Source organism: Pseudomonas sp. NFPP24, from assembly GCF_900112095.1.
Lineage (GTDB): Bacteria > Pseudomonadota > Gammaproteobacteria > Pseudomonadales > Pseudomonadaceae > Aquipseudomonas > Aquipseudomonas extremorientalis.
Window position 1 is genome coordinate 98,318 of record NZ_FOKD01000004.1, and the last position, 22,952, is coordinate 121,269.

General features: G+C 61.0%; 20 protein-coding genes and 1 pseudogene. 8 read left to right on the plus strand and 13 right to left on the minus strand.

The window, feature by feature from the left end; all coding sequences use genetic code 11:
- Positions 1-278: 278 nt before the first annotated feature.
- Genes BM026_RS09995 through BM026_RS10010 form a run of 4 tightly spaced genes read left to right on the plus strand, consistent with a single transcriptional unit; the run spans position 279 to position 3,205 of the window.
- A complete protein-coding gene (locus BM026_RS09995; protein ID WP_003187615.1) occupies positions 279-944 on the plus strand; it encodes an amino acid ABC transporter permease in 666 nt (221 codons plus the stop codon).
- Positions 925-1,584 (plus strand): amino acid ABC transporter permease, encoded by a 660-nt coding sequence (locus tag BM026_RS10000; protein WP_092248628.1) that lies wholly within the window; start codon positions 925-927, stop codon positions 1,582-1,584. Before BM026_RS09995 ends, BM026_RS10000 begins: the two co-directional genes overlap by 20 nt.
- Positions 1,581-2,357 (plus strand): amino acid ABC transporter ATP-binding protein, encoded by a 777-nt coding sequence (locus tag BM026_RS10005; RefSeq protein WP_093528345.1) that lies wholly within the window; start codon positions 1,581-1,583, stop codon positions 2,355-2,357. The genes BM026_RS10000 and BM026_RS10005 overlap by 4 nt, the downstream gene beginning before the upstream one ends.
- A complete protein-coding gene (locus tag BM026_RS10010) occupies positions 2,354-3,205 on the plus strand; it encodes a transporter substrate-binding domain-containing protein (RefSeq protein ID WP_093528348.1) in 852 nt (283 codons plus the stop codon). The genes BM026_RS10005 and BM026_RS10010 overlap by 4 nt, the downstream gene beginning before the upstream one ends.
- 122 nt (positions 3,206-3,327) lie before the next feature.
- On the opposite strand, the pseudogene BM026_RS29350 reads toward BM026_RS10010, so the two are convergent.
- Positions 3,328-3,399 (minus strand): annotated as a pseudogene (locus tag BM026_RS29350) (ATP-binding protein); the annotation flags it as partial.
- A gap of 167 nt (positions 3,400-3,566) precedes the next feature.
- On the opposite strand from BM026_RS29350, the gene BM026_RS10015 reads away from it, so the two are divergent.
- From BM026_RS10015 to BM026_RS10030, 4 genes are read left to right on the plus strand one after another with little or no spacing between them, the layout of a single operon-like run.
- Positions 3,567-4,649 (plus strand): efflux RND transporter periplasmic adaptor subunit, encoded by a 1,083-nt coding sequence (locus BM026_RS10015; RefSeq protein ID WP_092248623.1) that lies wholly within the window; start codon positions 3,567-3,569, stop codon positions 4,647-4,649.
- A complete protein-coding gene (locus BM026_RS10020) occupies positions 4,646-5,716 on the plus strand; it encodes an efflux RND transporter periplasmic adaptor subunit (RefSeq protein WP_093528351.1) in 1,071 nt (356 codons plus the stop codon). Before BM026_RS10015 ends, BM026_RS10020 begins: the two co-directional genes overlap by 4 nt.
- Entirely contained in the window at positions 5,713-8,766 is a 3,054-nt protein-coding gene (locus BM026_RS10025) for an efflux RND transporter permease subunit (RefSeq protein ID WP_093513589.1), read from the plus strand. Before BM026_RS10020 ends, BM026_RS10025 begins: the two co-directional genes overlap by 4 nt.
- 2 nt (positions 8,767-8,768) lie before the next feature.
- Positions 8,769-10,952 carry a glycoside hydrolase gene (locus BM026_RS10030; RefSeq protein WP_093528354.1) on the plus strand — a complete coding sequence of 728 codons (2,184 nt, stop codon included), beginning with the start codon at positions 8,769-8,771 and terminating at the stop codon, positions 10,950-10,952.
- Between the two features lie 116 nt (positions 10,953-11,068).
- On the opposite strand, the gene BM026_RS10035 is transcribed toward BM026_RS10030, so the two are convergent.
- The 12 genes from BM026_RS10035 to tcyN form a co-directional block, all read right to left on the minus strand.
- Positions 11,069-11,695, minus strand: coding sequence for a class I SAM-dependent methyltransferase (locus tag BM026_RS10035; RefSeq protein WP_093528357.1), 627 nt, complete (start codon positions 11,693-11,695; stop codon positions 11,069-11,071).
- A 63-nt stretch (positions 11,696-11,758) separates the two neighbouring features.
- Positions 11,759-12,595 (minus strand): hypothetical protein, encoded by an 837-nt coding sequence (locus tag BM026_RS10040; protein ID WP_093528360.1) that lies wholly within the window; start codon positions 12,593-12,595, stop codon positions 11,759-11,761.
- 168 nt (positions 12,596-12,763) lie between these two features.
- The gene (locus tag BM026_RS10045; RefSeq protein WP_139217550.1) at positions 12,764-13,015 is read right to left on the minus strand and encodes a hypothetical protein; all 252 of its coding nucleotides are present in this window, start codon (positions 13,013-13,015) and stop codon (positions 12,764-12,766) included.
- Positions 13,016-13,482: 467 nt separating this feature from the next.
- Positions 13,483-13,749, minus strand: coding sequence for a hypothetical protein (locus tag BM026_RS10050; RefSeq protein ID WP_093121728.1), 267 nt, complete (start codon positions 13,747-13,749; stop codon positions 13,483-13,485).
- A gap of 736 nt (positions 13,750-14,485) precedes the next feature.
- Positions 14,486-15,130, minus strand: a complete 645-nt coding sequence (locus tag BM026_RS10055) for a methionine ABC transporter permease (protein ID WP_093121718.1) — start codon at positions 15,128-15,130, stop codon at positions 14,486-14,488.
- On the minus strand, positions 15,120-16,235 hold the full coding sequence (locus BM026_RS10060; RefSeq protein WP_093528363.1) for a methionine ABC transporter ATP-binding protein: 1,116 nt from the start codon (positions 16,233-16,235) through the stop codon (positions 15,120-15,122). Before BM026_RS10060 ends, BM026_RS10055 begins: the two co-directional genes overlap by 11 nt.
- On the minus strand, positions 16,232-17,047 hold the full coding sequence (locus tag BM026_RS10065) for a MetQ/NlpA family ABC transporter substrate-binding protein (protein ID WP_092248604.1): 816 nt from the start codon (positions 17,045-17,047) through the stop codon (positions 16,232-16,234). The genes BM026_RS10060 and BM026_RS10065 overlap by 4 nt, the downstream gene beginning before the upstream one ends.
- Positions 17,044-18,423 (minus strand): LLM class flavin-dependent oxidoreductase, encoded by a 1,380-nt coding sequence (locus BM026_RS10070; protein ID WP_092248601.1) that lies wholly within the window; start codon positions 18,421-18,423, stop codon positions 17,044-17,046. The genes BM026_RS10065 and BM026_RS10070 overlap by 4 nt, the downstream gene beginning before the upstream one ends.
- The gene (locus BM026_RS10075) at positions 18,423-19,616 is read right to left on the minus strand and encodes an SfnB family sulfur acquisition oxidoreductase (RefSeq protein ID WP_093528366.1); all 1,194 of its coding nucleotides are present in this window, start codon (positions 19,614-19,616) and stop codon (positions 18,423-18,425) included. The genes BM026_RS10070 and BM026_RS10075 overlap by 1 nt, the downstream gene beginning before the upstream one ends.
- A 24-nt stretch (positions 19,617-19,640) precedes the next feature.
- Entirely contained in the window at positions 19,641-20,882 is a 1,242-nt protein-coding gene (locus BM026_RS10080; RefSeq protein ID WP_093528369.1) for an SfnB family sulfur acquisition oxidoreductase, read from the minus strand.
- A 187-nt stretch (positions 20,883-21,069) separates the two neighbouring features.
- A complete protein-coding gene (locus BM026_RS10085; RefSeq protein WP_092248592.1) occupies positions 21,070-21,834 on the minus strand; it encodes a hypothetical protein in 765 nt (254 codons plus the stop codon).
- A 371-nt stretch (positions 21,835-22,205) separates the two neighbouring features.
- A complete protein-coding gene (gene tcyN, locus BM026_RS10090; protein WP_093528372.1) occupies positions 22,206-22,952 on the minus strand; it encodes an L-cystine ABC transporter ATP-binding protein TcyN in 747 nt (248 codons plus the stop codon).

Sequence of the window (22,952 nt, forward strand, 5' to 3'; positions counted from 1 at the left end):
ATCGCCCTGCGCAACGCCATCAACCACTTCACCAACTCCTGCGGATCCATCGGTTTCACTTCCTTCATGGTTCGATCCCTCGAATCTCAGACCTCCAAACCATAGTCCTCACCCGCCAAACCCGCGAATCCGGCGGATATCTTTTTGGGTGATATCAATATGCTATTTGGGTATTTAAACTTTACTTTTTATACCTTTAAAGTTCGCGCTACCCGGCGTTACCCACACCGGATCGGATTGCGCTCGCTGCATTACCCTTGCGGCGTCATGGACTGGAAATGACCTTCGATTTCGCTTTTATCCTCAGCACCCTGCCGGCGTTCCTGAAGGCCGTGGGGGTGACGCTGCAAGTGGGCCTGATCGCCATTGCCACCTCCCTGCTGGTGGCGCTGATCAACGCCGCGCTGCTGGTGTTTCGCACACCTTACCTGTCGCGCCTGGTGGCGCTGTATGTGGAGCTGGCGCGTAACACGCCGCTGCTGATCCAGCTGTTTTTCGTGTACTTCGCGCTACCGGCGCTGGGCTTCAATATTTCCGGGTTCTGGGCGGCGATCATCACCATGACCTTCCTCGGCGGCGCCTACCTCACCGAAGTGCTGCGCGCCGGTGTGGAAGCGGTGCCGCTGGCGCAGATCGAGTCGGGCAAGTCCATCGGCCTGTCCGACTGGCAACTGCTGCGCCATGTGATCCTGCCCCAGGCCGGCATCCTCAGCCTGCCAGCGCTATTCGCCAATTTCATCTTCCTGCTCAAAGAGACCACCGTGGTCTCCGCCGTGGCGGTGCCGGAGATTCTCTACACCACCAAGAGCTACATAGCGCTCTACTACAAGACCTACGAAATGCTCGCCGTGCTGACGCTGATTTGCGTGTTGCTGTTCTTGCCGCTGTCGCTGCTGCTCAGCCGCCTGGAAAGGAGGCTCCAGCATGGCCAGTTCGGGTCTTGAGTTGCTGTGGGTGTCGTTGCCGCAACTGGGCAAGGGCGCTGCGCAAACCCTGTCGATTTCGTTCTTGAGTATCGCTTTGAGCACCGTCGGCGGCGTGCTGTACGGCGTACTGCGCACCTTGAACAACCGCCTGATCAACGGCGTGCTGCGGGTGTACCTGGAATTGTTCCGCGCGATCCCGGTGCTGGTGTGGCTGTACCTGGTGTTTTTCGGCTTGCCGATTTTCTTTGGTTTGAGCATTCCGAGCTTTTGGTGCGCGGTGTTGGTGCTGTCGCTGTGGGGCGCCAGCGAAGTGGGCGAGGTGGTGCGCGGCGCGTTGCATTCGCTGCCCCGTGGCCAGCGTGAAGCGGGCTTGTCGATTGGCTTGTCAGGTCCGCAGTTGTACGGCTACGTGCTGCTGCCGCAAGCGCTCAAGCGCATGACGCCGCCGACCATCAATGTCTACACGCGCATTATCAAGACCAGTTCCCTCGCGGTGCTGATCGGTGTGGTGGACGTGATCAAGGTCGGCCAGCAAATCATCGAACGCACCTACGAGTCCGTGTTGATCTACGGCGTGCTGTTCCTGTTTTTCTTCTTTATCTGCTACCCGTTGTCGGCTGCCTCCAAGGTGCTGGAACGGCGCTGGGGCCAGGCATGAACGCATTGATCGAGTTCCAGGATTTCAACAAATTCTTTGGCGAGGCGCAGGTGCTCAAGGGCATCGACCTGAGCGTGCAAAGCGGTGAAGTGGTGGTGATTCTCGGCCCCAGCGGTTGCGGCAAAAGCACCTTGCTGCGTTGCCTCAATGGGCTGGAAGTCGCGCACAGCGGCAGCCTGCGTTTCGCCGGCAAAGAGCTGTTGGACAAACACACCGACTGGCGCCAGGTGCGTCAGGACGTGGGCATGGTGTTCCAGAGCTACCACCTGTTCCCACACATGAGCGTGCTCGACAACATCCTGCTCGGCCCGCTGAAAGTGCAAAAACGCGACCCCCGTGAAGCCCGCGAACAGGCGGAAAAATTGCTGGCCCGCGTCGGCCTGGCGGACAAGCGCGATGCCTTCCCGCGCCAGCTCTCCGGCGGCCAGCAACAACGCATCGCCATCGTCCGTTCGCTGTGCATGAACCCCCAGGTCATGCTGTTTGACGAAGTCACCGCAGCCCTCGACCCGGAGATGGTCAAGGAGGTGCTGGAAGTGATCCAGGGCCTGGCCCGCGATGGCATGACCCTGCTGATCGTCACCCACGAAATGGCCTTCGCCCGCGCCGTCGCCGACCGCGTGGTGTTCATGGAGGCCGGTCGCATCCTCGAACACAACACCCCCGAGGCATTCTTTACGAACCCGCAAACCGCACGCGCGCAGCAGTTCCTGGAGAAGTTCTCCTTTGTTTCAACACTGCCCAAGAAAACCCAGGAACTGGAGCTGATATGAAAAAACTACTGCTGCCACTGTTTGCCGTCGCCCTGCTCGCCGGCTGCGATAAAAAGGCCGAAGAGCCTGCAAAACCGGTTACCGCCGCAAGCTACCTCGACAAGATCAAGGCGCGCGACAAGCTGATCGTGGGTGTATTCACCGACAAGCCGCCCTTTGGTTTCGTCAACGAAGCCGGGCGCTATGTCGGCTTCGATACCGACATCGGTCGCCAATTCGCCAAGGACCTGCTGGGCGATGAAAACAAAGTCGAATTCGTCGCCGTCGAACCGGCCAGCCGCATCCCGTTCCTGCAAAGCGACAAGGTCGACCTGATCCTCGCCAACATGACCGTAACGCCCGAGCGCAAGGAAGCGGTGGACTTCACCAACCCCAACCTGAAAGTCGCGGTACAGGCCCTGGTGCCGAATGACAGCGCGGTGAAAAGCCTGGATGACCTGGCGACCCGCACCACCATCGTTACCACCGGCACCACGGCTGATATCTGGCTGACCAAGAACCACCCGGACTGGAAGCTGCTCAAGTTCGAGAAGAACTCCGAGTCGCTGCAAGCGTTGTCCGCCGGCCGTGGCGATGCCTACGCCCAGGACAACCTGGTGCTGTTCAGCTGGGCCAAGCAGAACCCGGGCTACCGCGTGCTGGAAGAGAAGCTCGGTGATGAAGCGCCCATCGCGCCGGCGGTGAAGAAAGGCAACATCGAACTGCGCGACTGGGTGAATGCCGAGTTGGCGAAGCTGGGCGAGGAGAAGTTTTTGCTCAAGCTGTATGACCAGTATGTGCGTAAAGAACTGAGCGATGACACCAAGCCTGAGAGTGTGATTGTCGAAGGCGGTAAGTGGCAGGGCTGATACCGCTATCGGGGGCAAGTCGCACCGCCCCTCCCACACTTGAATGTATTCACAGATCAATAATGTGGGAGGGGCGGTGCGACGATTCGACTTGCCCCCGCTGAGGCCAGCACAGCCACCGCCTACTCCGGCCAATGCCAAGCCGGCGCATCCAGAATCCCCTGCCCGTCAATCCGGGTTTCCCCCAGCACCTTGTTCGCCGGCAAACCGGTAATTGGCCACCGCGTGGGTCTTGAGCGTGGGCATCCAGTCGCCTTGGGAACCATTGGAGTATGGGAGCCTCCATGCAGATAAGGAACCCTGAACTAAGCTCACAGTCGCATACACACTGGCACGTCGGCATCACGCAAAAGGAGCCTGCATGGGCGCTCGCATTTCCACCTGTATTTTCGGCCTTGGCCTACTGGCGCTGTTGAGCGGCTGTGGCGAGGACAAGGCCGAACCCAAGGCCCATTCGCGGGTGTTCGTGCAGACCGTGCAGCCGGCGGACTTCGCGGCGGCGGTCACGCTGACCGGGGATATCCAGGCTCGGGTGCAAACCGATCTGTCCTTTCGCGTGGGCGGCAAAATCATCCAGCGCATGGTGGATGTGGGCGACCGCGTGAGCGCCAGGCAAGTGCTGGCCAAGCTCGACCCCAAGGACTTGCAGACCAACGTCGATTCCGCGCAGGCCCAGGTCGTGGCCGAACAGGCGCGGGTCAAGCAGACTGCAGCTGCATTTGTGCGCCAGGAAAAACTCTTGCCCAAGGGCTACACCAGCCGCAGCGAATACGATTCCGCCCAGGCCGCGTTACGCAGCAGCCAGAGCGCCCTGGCTGCCGCCCAGGCTCAACTGGCCAACGCCCGCGAGCAACTCGGCTACACCGCGCTGATCGCCGAAGCGCCTGGGGTGATTACCGCACGCCAGGCCGAAGTCGGCCAGGTGGTACAGGCCACCGTACCGATTTTCAGCCTGGCGCGCGATGGCGAGCGTGATGCGGTGTTCAACGTCTATGAGTCCCTGCTGGTGGAGCCGCCGCCCGATGCGCCGATCACCGTCAGCCTGCTGGATAACCCCAGCATCAAGGCCGTGGGCAAGGTCCGTGAGGTCACCCCCGCCGTGGCCGCCAACACCGGCACTGTGCAGGTGAAAATCGCCCTGCAGGCCTTACCCAAAGGCATGGAGCTGGGCTCGGTGGTAAGCGCCACCGCCAATGGCCCGGCGAAGGCCAGTATCGAATTGCCGTGGGCCGCGCTGACCAAAGACCTCAGCGAACCCGCTGTGTGGTTGGTCGACGGCGACGGCAAGGCGCAATTGCACAAAGTCACCGTGGCACGTTACCTCACCGGCAAAGTCATCATTGGTGACGGCCTCAAGGGCGGCGAAAAAGTTGTGGTCGCCGGCGGGCAATTGCTGCATCCCGGCATGATTGTCGAGATTGCCCAGCCAGGAGCGCAGCCATGAAACGCCTCACGGGGATACTCGTCGCCAGCGTGTTGCTGGTGGCCTGCTCCAAGGAAGAACCGCCGCCCGAGCCCGTGCGCCCGGTCCTGTCCATGGAAGTGAAGTCGCAAGACCAGGAAAACCTCGGTCGCTTCGCCGGCACCATCCAGGCCCGCTACGAAAGTAATTTAGGCTTCCGCGTACCCGGCCGCATTGCCCGCCGCGCGGTGGACGTGGGCGCCGAGGTGGAGAAGGGCGCCTTGCTCGCCGTCCTCGACCCCACCGACCAACAGAACCAACTGCGCTCGGCCCAGGGCGAGCTGGCCCGCGTGCAGGCGCAATACATCAACGCCCAGGCCAATGCGCGCCGCCAGCAGGAGTTGTTCAACCGTGGCGTCGGCGCCCAGGCCCAGCTGGATATTGCCCAGACCGACCTGAAGACCACCCAGGCCTCGCTCGATCAGGCCCAGGCCTCCGTCAATCAAGCCAAGGACCAGCTCAACTACGCCGAACTGCGCACTGACCACGCCGGTATCGTCACCGCCTGGAATGCCGAGGCCGGCCAGGTGGTCAGTGCCGGCCAGCAGGTCGTCACCCTGGCGCGCCCGGATATCAAGGAAGCCGTGATCGACCTGCCCGCCGGCCTCGCCGAGCGCTTGCCACCGGACGTGGTGTTCCTGGTTGCCGGGCAGCTCGACCCCAGCGTGCATACCACCGCTATCGTGCGCGAGATCGAACCCCAGGCCCAAAGCGCCACGCGCACCCGGCGTGCGCGCCTGACCCTGGCCGACACGCCGCCCGCGTTCCGCCTGGGCACGGCGATCAGCGTAACGTTGAGCACCGCCATCGCCCCGCGCATCGAAGTGCCCCTGAGCGCCTTGCAGGACGTCGACGGCAAGACCCGCATCTGGCTGCTCGACACCCAGAGCCAGACGGTACAACCGCGTGATATCACGGTGATCAGCCGCGATGCCGACAGCGCCTTGCTCAACGGCGGCGTCAAACCCGGCGAGCGCATCGTCACCGCCGGCGTCAACAGCCTGAAACCTGGGCAAAAAGTCAAAATCGACGAGGACAGCCCGCGATGAAAGGGAGCTTCAACTTATCCGACTGGGCCCTCAAGCATCAGTCCTTCGTCTGGTACCTGATGTTCGTCGCGCTGCTGATGGGCGTGTTTTCGTACATGAACCTGGGCCGTGAGGAAGACCCTTCCTTCACCATCAAGACCATGGTGATCCAGACCCGCTGGCCGGGCGCGACCCAGGAAGAAACCCTCAAGCAGGTCACCGACCGCATCGAGAAAAAGCTCGAAGAGCTCGATTCCCTCGACTACGTGAAAAGCTACACCCGGCCGGGCGAGTCCACGGTATTCGTGTTCCTCAAGGACACCACCAGCGCCAAGGACATCCCCCATATCTGGTACCTGGTACACAAGAAGATCGACGACATTCGTGGCAGCTTCCCACCGGGTTTGCAGGGGCCGTCGTTCAACGATGAGTTCGGTGATGTATTTGGCTCGGTGTACGCCTTTACCGGCGATGGCCTGTCGATGCGCCAGTTGCGTGACTACGTGGAGCAGGTACGCGCCGAGATCCGCTCGGTGCCGGGGTTGGGCAAGGTCGAGATGATCGGCCAGCAGGATGAAGTGATTTACCTGAACTTCTCCACGCGCAAACTGGCGGCGCTGGGGATTGACCAGCGCCAGGTGGTGCAGAGCCTGCAATCGCAGAACGCGGTGACGCCAGCCGGGGTGATCGAGGCCGGGCCGGAGCGGATTTCGGTGCGCACCTCGGGGCAGTTCGCCTCGGAGAAGGACCTGGCCAACGTCAATCTGCGGCTCAATGACCGTTTCTATCGCCTGGCGGATATCGCAGACATCAGCCGGGGTTATGTGGACCCGGCGCGGCCGATGTTCCGGTTCAACGGCAAGCCGGCCATCGGTCTGGCGATTGCCATGCAGAAGGGCGGTAATATCCAGTCGTTCGGCAAGGCCCTGCACGAACGCATGGACGAACTCACCGCCGACCTGCCAGTGGGCGTCGGCGTGCACAAGGTGTCCGATCAGGCGGAAGTGGTGGAAGAGGCGGTCGGCGGTTTTACCAGTGCCTTGTTTGAGGCCGTCATCATCGTGCTGGTGGTGAGCTTTATCAGCCTCGGCATGCGCGCCGGACTGGTGGTGGCGTGCTCGATTCCGTTGGTGCTGGCCCTGGTGTTCGTGTTCATGGAATACAGCGGCATCACCATGCAGCGTGTGTCGCTCGGCGCACTGATCATTGCCCTCGGCCTGTTGGTGGACGACGCGATGATCACCGTCGAGATGATGATCACACGCCTGGAAAAAGGCGAGACCAAGGAGCAGGCGGCGACCTACGCCTACACCTCCACGGCGTTCCCCATGCTCACCGGTACGCTGGTGACCGTCGCGGGGTTTGTGCCGATCGGCCTCAACGCCAGCTCGGCGGGCGAGTACACCTTTACCCTGTTTGCGGTGATAGCCGTGGCGATGCTGGTGTCGTGGGTGGTGGCGGTGCTGTTTGCGCCGGTGATCGGCGTGCATATCCTGAGCGCCAACGTCAAACCTCACAACGCAGAGCCGGGGCGGATTGGACGGGCTTTCAATGGCGGCATGCTGTGGGCCATGCGTAACCGCTGGTGGGCGATTGGCATCACCGTGGCGCTGTTCGCGGCGTCGGTGTTTTCCATGCAGTTCGTGCAGAACCAGTTCTTCCCCTCGTCGGACCGCCCGGAAATCCTCGTCGACCTCAACCTGCCGCAAAACGCCTCGATCAACGAGACGCGCAAGGCCGTCGACCGCCTGGAAGCGATCATCAAGGACGACCCGGACATTGCCCGCTGGAGCACGTACATCGGCCAGGGCGCGATCCGTTTCTACCTGCCCCTCGACCAGCAACTGGAAAACCCCTACTACGCGCAGTTGGTCATCGTGAGCAAGGGCCTGGAAGAACGCGGCGAGTTGATCGCGCGCCTGCAAAAGCGCCTGCGTGATGATTTCGTCGGGATCGGCAGCTACGTGCAGCCGCTGGAAATGGGCCCGCCAGTGGGCCGGCCGATTCAGTATCGCGTGTCGGGCAAAGACACCGACCAGGTGCGCAAGCACGCCATCGAACTGGCGACCTTGCTGGACAAGAACACTCATCTGGGCGAGATCATCTACGACTGGAACGAGCCGGGCAAAGTGCTGCGCATCGACATCGCCCAGGACAAGGCACGCCAACTGGGGCTGTCGTCGGAAGACGTGGCGCAACTGATGAACAGCGTGGTCAGCGGCGCTTCGGTGACCCAGGTGCATGACGATATCTACCTGATCAACGTGGTGGGTCGTGCCGAAGACGCCGAACGCGGTACGCCGGAAACCTTGCAGAACCTGCAGATCGTCACGCCCAACGGTACGTCGATTCCGCTGCTGGCCTTCGCCACCGTGCGTTACGAGCTGGAGCAGCCACTGGTGTGGCGTCGCGACCGCAAGCCGACCATCACCATCAAGGCTTCGGTGCGCGATGAGATGCAGCCGACGGACCTGGTCAAGCAGCTCAAACCGGAAATCGACAAGTTCAGCGCTGGCCTGCCGGTGGGCTACAAGGTCGCTACCGGCGGCACCGTGGAAGAAAGCGGCAAGGCCCAGGGACCGATTGCCAGCGTGGTGCCGTTGATGCTGTTCCTCATGGCGACGTTCCTGATGATCCAGCTGCACAGCGTGCAGAAGATGTTCCTGGTGGCGAGCGTCGCGCCGCTCGGGCTGATCGGTGTGGTGCTGGCGTTGATCCCTACGGGCACGCCCATGGGTTTCGTGGCGATCCTCGGCATCCTGGCGTTGATCGGCATCATCATCCGTAACTCAGTGATCCTGGTGACGCAGATTCATGAGTATGAGGTGGCCGGCTATACGCCGTGGGATGCGGTGGTGGAAGCCACCGAGCATCGGCGCCGGCCGATCCTGCTCACGGCGGCGGCGGCGAGCCTGGGCATGATCCCGATTGCCCGTGAGGTGTTCTGGGGGCCGATGGCCTACGCGATGATCGGCGGGATCATCATCGCGACTTTGTTAACACTTTTGTTTTTGCCTGCGCTTTATGTGGCTTGGTACAAGATCCGGGAGCCCAAACCAGAGCAGAGCTGAACATGCCTCACTTCCTGCGCCACGGTCTGTTGATTTGCACACTGTTGCTGTCACCCATGGCTTTTGCCAGCACCGTATTGGAAAACCCCCTGTGGCGGGTCGAACTCGACCCGGCCACCCTCGCCATCCGCGTGACGCCCCACGGGCAGGCGACGGTACAAGCTTCCAGCGGCTTGCCGGCGCGTGCCGTCAGCCAGCTTGTGCGGAGCGATCAACAGGCCAGTTGGCAGTGGGACGACGGCGCCTTCCGGGTGAGCGCCAGCCTTGAACAGCGCGACCTCAAGTTGACCCTGCGCGCGCGTGAGCCTGGCGAGCTACCTATCCTTCAGCAACCCGCCAGCGCCCTGGGCAACGGGCTGATGTGGCCGTTGGCCGAAGGGCATTACGTGCCCGCCGACAACGCTGTATGGAACGCGTTTTTGCAGGAACAAGGTGATCTCAACACCACCCAGGATCTCAGCCTGCCGCTGTGGGGCCTGGACCACGGACGCTTCACCTTGAACTGGTTGCTGACCAACCCCTACAACAATCGCCTGCGCTGGCAGGAAGGGATGGCGCTGTCCGTGGCCCACGAATTCACCGCGCTCGACCCTGATGCGCCGATGACCCTGCTGTTGCACCTGGGGGAGGCCGATCCCTTGGCCGGCGCCAAGCGCTATCGCCAATGGCTGGTGGAGCAAGGGCGTTATGAAGCGCTGGCGGAAAAACTGCGGCAGACACCCGAGGCCGAGAAGTTGCTGGGTGCCAGCCATGTCTACCTGTGGGGTAATGACCTGCTGGCGCCGGAGGATGTCCGTGACTGGCCGTTGTTGCTCAAACGCCTGCGTGGCCATGAACTCAAAGGCTTGCTCGACAAGGAGTCGACAAAGATCCTGGCGCAGGCGACGGCCTTGAATCGCTATGAGCAGACCGCGCTGCTGCGGGGGCTGAATGCGGCAATCAACAGCAAGGCCCGGCAGAGTTGGCAGGTGCAAGAGCCGGATATGACGCGCCTCGCTGCACGTTATGGTGAGCTGCGCAGCGAGTTGGCCGTCGCGTTCGCCGGTGCGCTGAGCGATACCCCCCAAGCCTGGGGCAGCCGGGCGATCCAGTCACTGCGTGATACAGGTCTTTCACGCTTGCTGCTGACCCTAGGCGAAGGCTGGGAGGGCGGCCTGTGGCACCCCGAGGCGATCCGCGCCGGGGTTGAGGCGGGTTACCTGATGGCGCCCTACGATTCCTATGAAACCGCGTTGTCTGCCACGGAAAATCCGGATTGGACCACCGCCCACCTGGGCAGCAGGGCTTACCGCGACTGCGCGATTATGTTGAAGGGTGGCAAGCTGAAAACCGGCTTCCAGCAGTCCGGTCACTACACCGACCCACGTTGCGTGCGGCCTTTGCTCGAAGCCCGTGTGAAGGCCGTGCAGGCCAAGGCCGGTTTCAACGCCTGGTTCCTCGACGCCTATGCCACCAGCATGGTATTCGACAGCTACCGCGACGGCGCCCGGATGACCCAGGCGCAAAACGCCGAGGGCAATGTCGACGCCTCGCGCTGGCTCAACACGGTGCTCAAATTGCCAACCGGTTCCGAAGACGGCAACGCCATCACCGCCCAAGGCATTCTGTTCGCCCATGGCATGCAGACGCCGGTGATTGGCTGGGGTGACCAGGCCATGACCCAGGACAAGCAATCGCCCCATTACGTGGGCAATTGGTACCCGCCGGAGCAGCCGACGGTGTTCTTCAAGCCGGTGCCGCTCAAAGAGCCGTTTCGCACGGTCCACTTTGAACCGAGCATGCGCCTGCCGTTGTACCAGGCGGTGTTCCACGGCTCGGTGATCACCACACACCACTGGCTGTTCGACAGTCTCAAACTGAGCAATGTGCGGGTCGAGAATGAGCTGACGCAACTGCTCTACAACGTGCCGCCGCTGTATCACCTGAGTGCCTCGACCGTTAAACAGCGGCTGCCGGTGATCCAGCGGCAGGATCGGTTCTTCCGGCCGCTGCACCAGCGTTTGGCGACCCAGGCGATGACGGATTTTCGTTGGCTGACGGCGGACAGGCAGGTGCAGCAAACTACCTTTGCCGATGGCACGCGGTTGGTGGCGAATTTTTCTGGCGAGGAAAAAGAAGGTTATGCCGGGCGCAGTGTGACTGCACATGGGGTGGGTGAAAAACCGTTGGTGTATCAGGTGGAGTAAGGCTGCCTCAGCAGGCGTCATCGGGGGCAAGCCCCCTCCCACATGTTGACTGTATTCACACATCAAACTGTGGGAGGGGGCTTGCCCCCGATGGCGTCAGACCAGGCAACGAAAATCTACCGCTTGCGCCACACACTCGCCAACCAGGGCTGTTGCGCCCTGGGCAAACCTGCCGGCCGGTAGTAATGCTCCAACTCCACAAACCCGGCTTGCGTCAGGAGTGTTTGCCACGCCGCCAGGTCGTGATAAGACCCGTACCGTGGCCCATTCCAGCCTTCCTGGTTGTCACCCCGAGGGTTGGAACTGAACAACACGCCGCCCGCCTTCAACGCCCCATGCAATTGCTTGAGCACACGTGGCAGTTCCTGCTTGGGGATATGAAACAACACCGCATTGGCGAAGATCCCGTCAAAGCGCTCGACAGGCAGGTCCAGCTTGAGGAAATCCTGCTGCAACACCTCGCAGCCACTGTCCTCCCGCGCCATCTGCGCAAACCGCTCCGAGCCGTCGAGCCCCACCGCGATATGGCCCATGCGGGTAAAGGTCTGCAAGTCACGCCCGGGGCCGCAGCCGAAATCCAGCACAGTAAACGGTGCCGGACCCTGGATATGCCGCAGCAGGGCATCGATGTTCTGGCTCACATCGTGATCGCGGGTGCCTTCACGGAAGTCCTCGGCCACTTTGTTGTAGTGGCCGAGGGTGGTGGCGGTGATGGTGCTGAGGTCGTCGGGCTTGAGAGTCATAGGGAGACGCTTGGGCGGTTAAACGGTGACTATATCCCATGTTTTGCTGACGGGCCCCTGAGTTCAGAGCAGTGGCGTTGCTACTGCATCCAGGTCTTGGGCACCGTTAACGTTAACGCCTTCTGCATATCCGCCGTTTTGGGAGAGCGTGGTCAGTTGATTTTTTTTGCCACCCCCGATTGAGGCAAGGCAGTTGTTCGTTGCGGGACTACCGCTTGTAGCAGGTGTCCAGATGCATCCAGTGTTGTACTGATCGCTATCAGTGCTATTTAACGCCACGATGCCGTTGTCAGCGATGCTGAACGCTTGCACCCAAACAGCCCCGGTGGGCGGGACGATCAGTTGAATGCCGAACACCCCGAGAGTTGGAAGCCACGTCAAATAGCTGGCTCTGCCCGTAGCATCCTGACGCGCTGCCAGCACAACCCCCGTATTGTTAATTGCCAGTCCTGCATTCTTGGAGTCTACGGCGAGGGTCAATGTCAGCGGCGCGGCGGTGGGTGTATTCCAGACGGCCGTCCGGTTCAGGTTGATGTCGGCCTGGGGATATTCGCAATCACCCACGGATTGCATCAAGTTATTGATGCCGCTGACAGTACAGCGGTTGGCCCCGCTCGCGATGGGCAAGGATGTGACGGCGTAGGCGGAGGCATTCCTTTGAGCAATTCGAGGTACGGTGATGCCATTGGCGCCTGGGCAGTTCAGAGCAATGCTGGGGTAGCCATTGGCAAGGGTGGTGTTCACATCGGTAGGGATGCACTTGTCGTTGTAGCCAAGCAGCGATGAAAAAACCCGTACAGGTGTGCCGGTGCCCGCGAGCCAGACGATAGTGGAGCTTTCATCGTTGCTGCTGATACTCCATCCAATCATGTCTCCACGTTGATTGAACGCAGTGATCATGGTTCGTACATCTGCAGGACGCAGTAAAGTACTTGGAAGCGGCGTCAGCACAGTCGGTGCAGCGCCGGGCGTCGCTGCGTTCCAGATCACCGCCTGGTCGACACTGTTGGCATCGTTACAGATGCCGCCAATCCATCCGCCATTGGAGACGGCCCTTGCGACACAGGGTTAATGAGGATCCAGTGGCTCCAGTCGCGCCTTCGAGTTCGGCGTGTTCACGTTTGCGACAAACGGGACGTTGTTGGCGCTGGTACTGGCAGGAGAGCAGTTGCCGACAGCAATACCGTTGTTGGTGACGCTTTCGGTTTTGCATTGCTCACCTGTTGCATGACCCAGGTCGATGTAACCGGCGGCGTTGACCGACAGCCCAAACGCGCCGACCAGCAGGCAGCTCACGAAACTTATCAGGTACTTGTTCATCATCGTTCCATCCTTGGATAAAGGTTTGGGCTGATTAGATGCGCAAACAAGACCGCCAACAACTGTCAAAGTTAACAGGTTTATACGAGCGGTAAATGCTTGCAGATATTCGTTAACTTCATTGGTCGAGGAGTAAGTTTATTTATTTGAGACGGTTGGGGCGAGTGGGTCAGAGAAGCTCTTCGTGATCGCCCACTGTGCCGCCAATGTAAGCGAGGGGATGAATGTATCATCGTACTGCTTGGAATCATTGCGTAAGTTGCCACTGACGAACATCATGCTGACTGTGGCAGAGCTGGGGGGTGGGCGGTTCCATAAGATTAAGCTGTACGCTAAAGAGAGAGTATTTAATGGGATTGCTTGTGCATGGCCGACAGCTGCCTAGCTAGGAAACATGCAACTGTTGCCAAACCTTTGGGCTAACTAAAGACGAATAGGCGCAGACCCTATTTATGAGACAAGCGCCGCTAGAATACGACGTTAGAACACAGACCTTGTAAGCCGGAATTCTTAGGCCCGCAAAAAGCGTTGCCTAAAAAATCCAAAATCGGGGTGTTAGGTAAAAATTCATAGGCGCCCAGAAAATTCAATGTATCTTTCAGGGCAATGCTGTGATGAATGGACATAGCACTCTTATGCTGCCCAAGCGGAGTCGCCATTGCACTACCGCCAGTAGCCACAATGACTAAAAGAACAATCATTGCCAAACTTTTAGGCGCTTTGAACTTGAACATACTTTCACTCCAATAGTCGGCTGTCTATCACCGATGATGACCTGATTGGATACCCCAAAAAAATGACGCAACTGTTAGAACTAACGGGTACAGACGAGCGAAATATTTTAGAGCGTGTTGAACCCCGCGCCAATCAATGAACTTGTAAGTAACGTATATCACCCCCAGCAGGCTTTTTCCCACGAGCGGCTACGTCATACCATAGGGGCAGCTGCAAGCAAGCCCCCAGCTCACTACTAAAGTCGTTTGTGCCGATTGTTCATAAGCATCAGCTCATCTTTAACAACTTGTCGGGACAACTTAGGTGTTACGACTCATCCTGACCTTTCGCTTTCAAAAACTAACGGAAGCCTCTCAACATTGATTTTAGAGCGACTGAAACCATGAGCTGCCATTTTTAGCGAATCCCGAAATGAACTGAACGCTCTGATCTACTCCCTGGCTACAAACCATACTCGTATTCATAGCTGGCCGGCCGCAATCCCAAATCCAGGTTTCAGCGAAGTACCCACGGGTATTTGCCTCCGGGAGCGGGGTCGCAACTGCAGTTGTGACACTGGATACTGCTATGAAAAACACTGCGATCGCAGTACCGCAAGATGCCTTGACCTTCAACATGCCCCTTACTCCAGTAATCGATTGTCCATACCGTTGTTTACCACGCTGACCCGATTAGATACCCCAAAAAACGGCCCCACAACTGTCAGAACTAACAGGTACAGACCAGCACCCTCCCTCACCGCTTATTAAGCCCCCGCGCCAACCGATCCCCACCCAACTGAATCACCGCCACCAGTGCCACCAGCAGCACAATCACCGTCAGCATGATCTGCGTATCAAAGCGCTGATACCCATACCGGTAAGCAATATCCCCCAAGCCCCCGGCGCCAATCGCGCCGGCCATGGCCGATGAGTTGATCATGGTCACCAGCGTGATGGTGAAACCGCCAACAATCCCCGGCAGCGCTTCCGGCAACAGCACGTGCCAGATGATGTGCCAGCGGCGGCAGCCCATGGCTTGTGCGGCTTCGATCAGGCCGTGGTCGACTTCGCGCAAGCTCACTTCGGCAATGCGTGCAAAGAATGGAGTGGCGGCGATGGTCAAGGGGACGACCGCTGCCCATACGCCGTAGGTGGTGCCGACGATCAGGCGGGTGAACGGGATCAGCGCCACCATCAGGATCAGGAACGGAATCGAGCGGAACAGATTGACGAACGCCCCCAGCACGCGGTTCAGCGCCGGGGCCTGGTAGATGCCGCCCTTGTCACTGGTCACCAGGAATACCGCCAGCGGGATTCCCACCAGCAGCGCGATCAGCGATGACACGCCGACCATCAACAAGGTGTCGATGGCGCCTTGTACCAAACGATCAAACCACATAGCCCAGCACCTCTGTGTGTTGTGCCCAATTCCCGGCTCGTTTGCGCAGTTCTTCGGCGCTGTGGGGCGAGCCGTTTACCGCCAGCAGCAATTGCCCCAGGGCATGCCCCTGGATGCGTTCCACGCCGCCTTGCAAAAGGCGCACGCGACCGCCGAGTGCGCTGAACAGGGCAGCGAGGTCGGGTTCGTCGGTGTCGCCGCCGGTGAATTGCAAACGCAGCACCAGCGCCGCGTCCGCCGACGCTGGTGTGGCCTGCAGGCGGCTTTGCAGTTCGTCCGGCAGCCCGTGTTGCAGGGGGGCCAGCAGGGTTTTGCTGACTTCATGCTGCGGGTTGCCGAACACGTGCCACACCGGGCCTTGCTCGACGATGCGCCCATGTTCCAGCACCACCACGCGGTCGCAGATTTCGCGGATCACCGCCATCTCGTGGGTGATCAGCACGATGGTCAAACCCAGGCGCCGGTTGATCTCGCGCAGCAGGCCGAGAATCGATTGGGTCGTCTCCGGGTCGAGGGCCGAGGTGGCCTCGTCGCACAGCAGGATCTCGGGGTCGTGCACCAGCGAACGGGCAATGCCCACCCGTTGTTTCTGCCCGCCGGACAGCTGCGCCGGGTAAGACGTGTGCTTGTCCTGCAACCCCACCAGTTCAAGCAGCTCGCGTACTTTTTGCTCGCGCTGCTGCTTCGGCACGCCCGCCACTTTCAACGGCAACTCGACGTTCTGCCACACCGTTTTGGCCGACATCAGGTTGAAGTGCTGGAAGATCATGCCGATGCGTCGACGCAGGGCCACCAGACGGTCTTCATCAAACTCACCGATGTCCACCTGATCGATCAGCACCCGCCCGCTGCTGGGTTGTTCCAGGCGATTGATGGTGCGGATCAGCGATGACTTGCCGGCGCCGCTGCGGCCAATGATGCCGAACACTTCACCGCGCTGGATCGCCAGGTCGATGCCTTGCAAGGCATGCACCGTGCCGTCGTAGGTCTTGCCCAGGTTGATGAAACGCACATGCGCGCGATTGAGGTCCGGGTGCAATTCGCTCTGCTCGGCGTCCCAGGGCGGCAGGCCCAGGTCGCGCAGTTGGGCATGGGCGGCGGTCATTTTTTATCTTCCCAGCCGACTTGGTAGAGCTTGCCGAGGGATTTATCCAAGGCGGCACGCACCACCGGCGAATGCTGGTAGATATCCACAAACTTGATCACCCGTGGGTCGGTCTTGCTTTTGGGCTGGATCACGAATTGGATCACGTACTCCGGATGGTCGAGGCCGTCGAACAGCAGCGCCGACTCGGCATCGAAGGTCTTGGACAGGCGGATATACGCCGGGTAGCCCTGCACCAGGTCGGCATCGTCATAGGCGCGCACCAGTTGCACGGCCTCGACCTGCAGGATCTTGATCTTCTTCGGGTTGCTGATGATGTCTTCCTCGGTGGCCTTGTAGCCCACGCCCGGCTTGAGCGTGATCAGCCCCGCCTTGGCCAGCAGTTGCAGGCCACGACCGCTGTTGATCGGGTCGTTGGCAATCGCCACGCTGGCGCCCTGGGGCAAGTCGTTGATGCTTTTGTACTTCTTCGAATACAGCCCGACGTTGTTGATGATGCCCGGCGCATAGGGCACTAGGTCAAAACCGGCGGCGGCCTTGGCGTTTTCCAGGAACGGGATGTGCTGGAAATAGTTCACGTCGATATCGCCGGCAGCCAGGCTGACGTTGGGTGCGATCCAGTCGGTGAACTCCACCAGCTCGACTTTGAGGCCTTGCTTGCCGGCTTCGGCTACAGCGGCTTCCAGAGGAATCGCAAAGGCGGCGGTGGTGCCGATCTTCAACGGCGCATCGGCGGCGAATACCGCTGAGCTGAACAGTCCGAACGCCAGGGCCAGTGCTTTGACTGGATGAGTGAGCAGTGTCTTTTTCATTGGGTATTTCCAGTCAGAGAAGCAGTTTGTCGGTAGGTGGAACCGGTGTGTTGTTCGGGTAGGCGGGCGCTGCCCTGGAAGACTTTTTCCCGCAGTGTTCCCTGTTCATATTCAGTTTTGTACGACCCGCGCTTTTGCAGCTCCGGCACCACCAGGTCGATGAAGTCCACATAGCTTTCCGGCGTGACGATGCGCGTGAGGTTGAAGCCATCCAGGCCGGTCTCGCTGATCCACGATTCCAGCTCGTCGGCGACCTGTCCGGGCGAGCCGACCAGGGTGATGTAGCGCCCGCCCAAGGCGTGCTGCTCCAGCAATTTGCGCCGGGTCCAGTCGTTGTTCTGCAGGTTCTTGGTGGCCGACTGGATCGCGTTGCTCTTCACGTACTGGATCGGCTCGTCCAGTTCGTATTGGGCAAAGTCGATGGCGGTGGATGCCGAGAAATGCGCCACGCCGGCTTCCGGGCTGGCGTAGCTGAGGTACTCGGCGTGTTTGGCCCAGGCCAACGCTTCTGTGGCACCCACGATCACGTTGAGGCCCATGAACACCTTGATGTCATCCGGGTTGCGCCCGGCCTCGACCGCGCTGGCGCGCACCTTGTCCACCTGGACCTTGGTCGCGGCCTTGTTCTGGCCGCTGATGAATACGCACTCGGCATGGCGCCCGGCGAACAGCAACCCGCGCTCCGAACTGCCGGCCTGGAACAGCACCGGTGTACGTTGCGGAGAGGGCTCGCACAGGTGATACCCGTCCACCTGGTAGAACTCCCCCTGGTGCTCGACCTTGTGCACCTTGCCCGGCTGCGCATACACCCGCGCCTTGGGGTCGTTGAGCACCGCGCCGTCTTCCCAGCTGCCTTCCCAGAGTTTGTAGAGCACCTCCAGGTATTCATCGGCCTGATCGTAGCGGCGGTCATGCTCGACTTGTTCAGTGAGGCCCATGGCCTTGGCGGCGCTGTCGAGGTAGCCGGTGACGATGTTCCAACCCACACGGCCACGGCTCAGGTGGTCCAGCGTGGACATGCGCCGGGCGAACAAATACGGCGGCTCGTAGGTGAGGTTGGCGGTGAGGCCGAAGCCGAGGTTTCTGGTGACGGCGGCCATGGCTGAGACCAACAGCAACGGGTCATTCACCGGCAACTGGATCGACTCTTTGAGCGGCACATCAATCGAGTTCTGGTACACGTCGTACACACCGACGATGTCGGCGATGAACAAACCGTCGAACAGCCCGCGCTCCAGGGTTTGCGCCAGCTCGGTCCAGTACTCGATCGTCTTGTACTGGGTCGAAGTGTCCCGTGGATGCGTCCACAGGCCGTGGTTGATATGCCCGATGCAGTTCATGTTGAAGGCATTGAGCAGGATTTTTTTCTTCGCCATCAAATGGTCCCCCGCAGTGGCGGGTTTTCATCGTTCAGGTGGTAATTACCCACCGCGTGGTACTTCCACCGCACCGGGTCGTGCAGGGTGTGCACCCGGGCGTTGCGCCAGTGACGGTCCAAGCCATGTTCAGCCAGGGTCGCCTGGCTGCCGGCCAGTTCGAACAGGGTGCTGCCGGCGGCCAGGGAAATTTCGGTGCTCAAGGCGCGTACTTCCGCGACGGCAATCGAGGCGGCAGCGACGGTCTCGGCGTTGCTGTCGGCCTGGGCACGGTCCAGGTACTCGCCCGAGCGCTCCAACAGCGCCTCGGCGGCGTGCAGGCGGATGCTCAAGTGGCCGAAGCTTTTCAGGGTCAGTGGGTCTTCAGTGGCTTTGTCGTTGCCGGAGTCGATCCACGGGCGGGTCTTGGTGCGTACAAAGTGCAGCGCATCTTCAAAGGCCGCACGGGCGATCCCGGTGTCGATGGCAGCGTGAAGGATCTGGGCCAGCGGGCCGACGGTGGTCGGGCGTTCGAAGGCGCTCTGGAACGGGATCACGTCCTGCGCGGCCACCCACACGTTATCGAACACCACCGAACCGCTGCCGGTGGTGCGCTGGCCGAAGCCGCTCCAGTCGTCGATCACGCTCAGGCCTTCGCTGTCGCGTGGCACAAAGGCCAGTTGCTGCACGCCGTGTTCATCCACCACCGACGTGGGGATGCGCTGGGCGTAGATCGCGCCGGTGGAATAGAACTTGCGGCCGCTGATACGGAAACCGTCACCGTCGCGGGTGATTTTGGTGACGCGGTCATGGGCGGTCTTGGTGCCCAGTTCCGCCAGGGCGTTGCCGAAGCGCTGGCCGGCGAGTACCTCGGTGTACAGGCGTTTTTGCTGTGGCGGGCTGCCGTTTACGCGCAGCACTTCCAGGGCGTAGAAATGGTTCTGCGGGATCTGGCCCAGGGATGCATCGGCCTGGGCTATCAAGGCAATCACCTTGGCCAGGGTGACATTGGATACGCCCGCGCCGCCGTGCTCCTTCGGCACGCTGATGCCCCACAGGCCGGAGCGCGAGAACGCATCCAGCTCGGGCAAGGGCAGGCGGCGCTCGCGGTCGCGCTGGGCGCTGTCGCGGCGAAAGTCTTCGGCCAGGTCGCTGGCGACAACAAGGGCTTGTTCGTCGCTGGTGATGACCGCGACGGGATGAGAGAAAGTCATGATGTTCTCCAGATGTCTGGTCGGTCAGATCCAGGAATGGCGAGCCGGCAAGGTACCGTTCAAGCGATAGGCGCCGATGGCGTGATACTTCCAGCGCACCGGGTCGTGCAGCGTGTGCACCCGGGCGTTGCGCCAGTGACGGTCGAGGTTGAATTCGGCAAGGGTGGCGCGGCTGCCGGCCAGTTCGAAGAGCTTTTCGCTGACCAGCAGCGACACTTCGGTGGTCAGCACCTTGGCCTCGGCCACGGCGATGGAGGCCCGTGCGGCGGACTGCGCGGTGATGGGCGCGGCGCTGACCTGGTCCAGCACTTGCCCTGCCTTGCGCAGCAGCGCTTCGGCGGCGTGCAGTTCGATCTTCAGCTTGCCGATGTCGGCGATCACGTACAGGTCATCGCTGGCACGTTCGACCTTGGCGTCGATCCAGGGGCGCGAGCGTTCGCGTACGAACGCGATGGTGTCATCCAGCGCGCCACGGGCGATGCCGGCGTCGATGGCCGCCTGGATCAATTGCGAGACGGCGCCCTGTATCGTCGGAGTTTCGCCGATGCGCCAGTTTTCCACGACCAGTTCGGCCTCCACCGGCACCCGATCCAGCAGCACCGTGCCGCTGGCGGTGGTGCGCTGGCCGAAGCCGGACCAATCGTCAACGATGCGCAGCCCTTCAGTGCCTCGGCGCACGAACGCCATGACCTGCTTGCCGTCATCGTTCAACGCCTTGACCGCGACCCAATGCGCAAACAGCGCGCCGGTGGAATAGAACTTCTGGCCGCTGATTACGTAACCGTCACCGTTGGCGGTGATGCGCGCCTTGAGCTCCAGGGTATTCCTGGTACCGCGTTCCGGGCCGCCATTGCCGATGCGCCAGCCGTCGAGCACGCTCTGGAACAGCTGTTTTTTCTGGCGCTCGGTGGCGGCGCCCTGCAACAGGTGCAGGATGCCGAAATGGTTCTGCGGGATCTGCCCGAGGGCCGGGTCGGCCGCGCTGATGATCGCGAACACCTCGGCCAGGGTCACGAACGACACCTGCGGGCCGCCGTACTCACGGGGAATGGAAATACTGCCCAGCCCACTGCGGGTGAACTGCTCGATCTGCGCCCACGGCAGTTTGCGTTGCTGGTCGCGCCTGGCGGCTTGCAGGCGAGCCGCCTGGGCCAACTCATGGGCAGCCTTCAGCACCTCTGCGTCGTTGCGCAGCACGGTGGCCGGCAACAGCAGGGGGGCTACGTCCAGATCATTCTGGGGGGGGGTTAGAGCCAAGTTAGACATCAGCGCCGCTCCTTGGCTGCACGTAATGCCCTGGCGTTGCGCACCGGGGTAATCCTGACCATACCGACCTCGCATTCAATGAAATAAAAACAGAAAAATCAGAGATGTCCGGTGGTCCGGTGTATATACCCTAAGCGTGTTAAATATTTAAATAAACTAACTTTTGGGAATATGCATAGAAGGTCTGTCACCCAGGTTCACAGGGCGATCCCGGCGCTCGTGGCTGGTAGGTCAGCGCGGTCCCGGCCGGGCGGGACGGTGCCCCTGCTGCAATGCGCAAGGTGCGCGCGGGTGCCCAGCGTGAATTGTTGCCGACGCGGTCAAGAATGCAGTACGTCACTTCCAGCCGACAGTCGTCGCCCGCTTCGATAATCACCGTCGAAGGTACCCATACCTGTACCGCCAGGCCGACTTCCCTGGCCCGGATCTTCGGCAGATCCAGGCGCACATCGCCCCAGCGCAAGGTGATGGCATCGCCGGTGGTCATGTGCAGGTAAGGCTCGATGGTCAGGGGAATACCGCGCCGCACCTGGCTGGCATTGACGCCGTAGCGGCGGATGATATCGGGCAGGCCCACGGGGGCGAGGTTCTGGTTTTCGTCACCGCAAAGGGGTGAGGGTTGGCCGCCTGGGCACAGGGTCTTTACACGCACTCGCCTCACGGCTGAGCGAGCAGGGGCGTGGCCGACCTGCATGACTTGGTAATGCACCTGCGTCGGCCCCTCCAGCACAAAACTCTCTGGTACCCGCAGGTGAGTGAACTCGCCGATCTTGCCTGTGGTGATCCGACGTGAAGCGGCGAAACAGTTGTTCCAGAACAGCTCGATCAGGTCGCCTTCATCCATGCCGGGATACGGCGGGATGTCAACCTGCAAGCGTGCAGCGGCCAGGGCATTGATGCCATTGCCGACGGCCTGGGGCAGTGTCGGGGCGGTGAGCAGGGGGCGCGTCATAAGTAATCTCCTTGATGCAGCCAGCAGCAATCGCTCCGGACCTTTGGCGCAGGTGTGCGCGGTGGGCCGAACGAAACGATTCAGTGAATAGCCGGGATAGGATCCAATCCTCTGGGCGCTAGATAAGAGGGTTGGCCGAGGGGCGTCAATGGCGGCAAAGGGCTAAATGGCGGGTTTGGAGATAATCAGAACGGTCTGACTGGGGCGGGGATATTCAGGTAGGTGCGGCGGGGTGTTTTACCCGCGAGAACGAGGATTCCCCTTGTAGGAGCCGGCTTGCTGGCGAAGAGCGATCAGGCAACGCGGTAAACCTGATTTACCGCGTTAACGTTGACGTTTTTCGCCGGCAAGCCGGCTCCTGCAGGTGGGAATCAGTGGGCGAGGAATTTGCTCAGGAACTGCTTGGTGCGCTCTTCCCTGGGGTTGGCGAACAGCGCCTTGGCATCGCCTTGTTCCACGATCACACCCTTGTCGAAGAAGATCACCCGGTTGGCCACATCCCGCGCAAAACTCATCTCGTGGGTGACGATGACCATGGTGCGGTTTTCTTCGGCGAGGCTGCGGATGGTCGCCAGCACTTCGCCCACCAGCTCAGGGTCCAGCGCCGAGGTGGGTTCGTCGAACAGGATCACCTCCGGCTCCATGGCCAGCGCGCGGGCAATTGCCACGCGCTGCTGCTGGCCGCCGGAGAGGCGCCGTGGGTAGGCGTCTTCCTTGCCTGCCAGGCCTACCCTGGCCAACAGCTTGCGACCCAGTGCGACCGCGGCATCGTGCGGCATCTTCTTGACCACGGTGGGGCCTTCGATGACGTTTTCCAGCGCGGTGCGGTGGGGGAACAGGTTGAAGTTCTGAAACACAAAGCCCACGTGCTGGCGCAGGCGTCGCACCAGGCTTTGTTGCTGGTTGATCGGCTTGCTGGTGTCGATCTCGATGTCACCCACCTTGATGCGGCCGCTGGTGGGTTGTTCGAGGAAATTCAGGCAGCGCAGGAAGGTGGTCTTGCCGGAACCGCTGGGGCCGATGATGGCGATGACTTCGCCTTCCTTGACCTCCAGGTCGATGCCGTTGAGCACCACCTGACCGTTGAATTGTTTGGTCAGTTTTTCAACCACGATCAT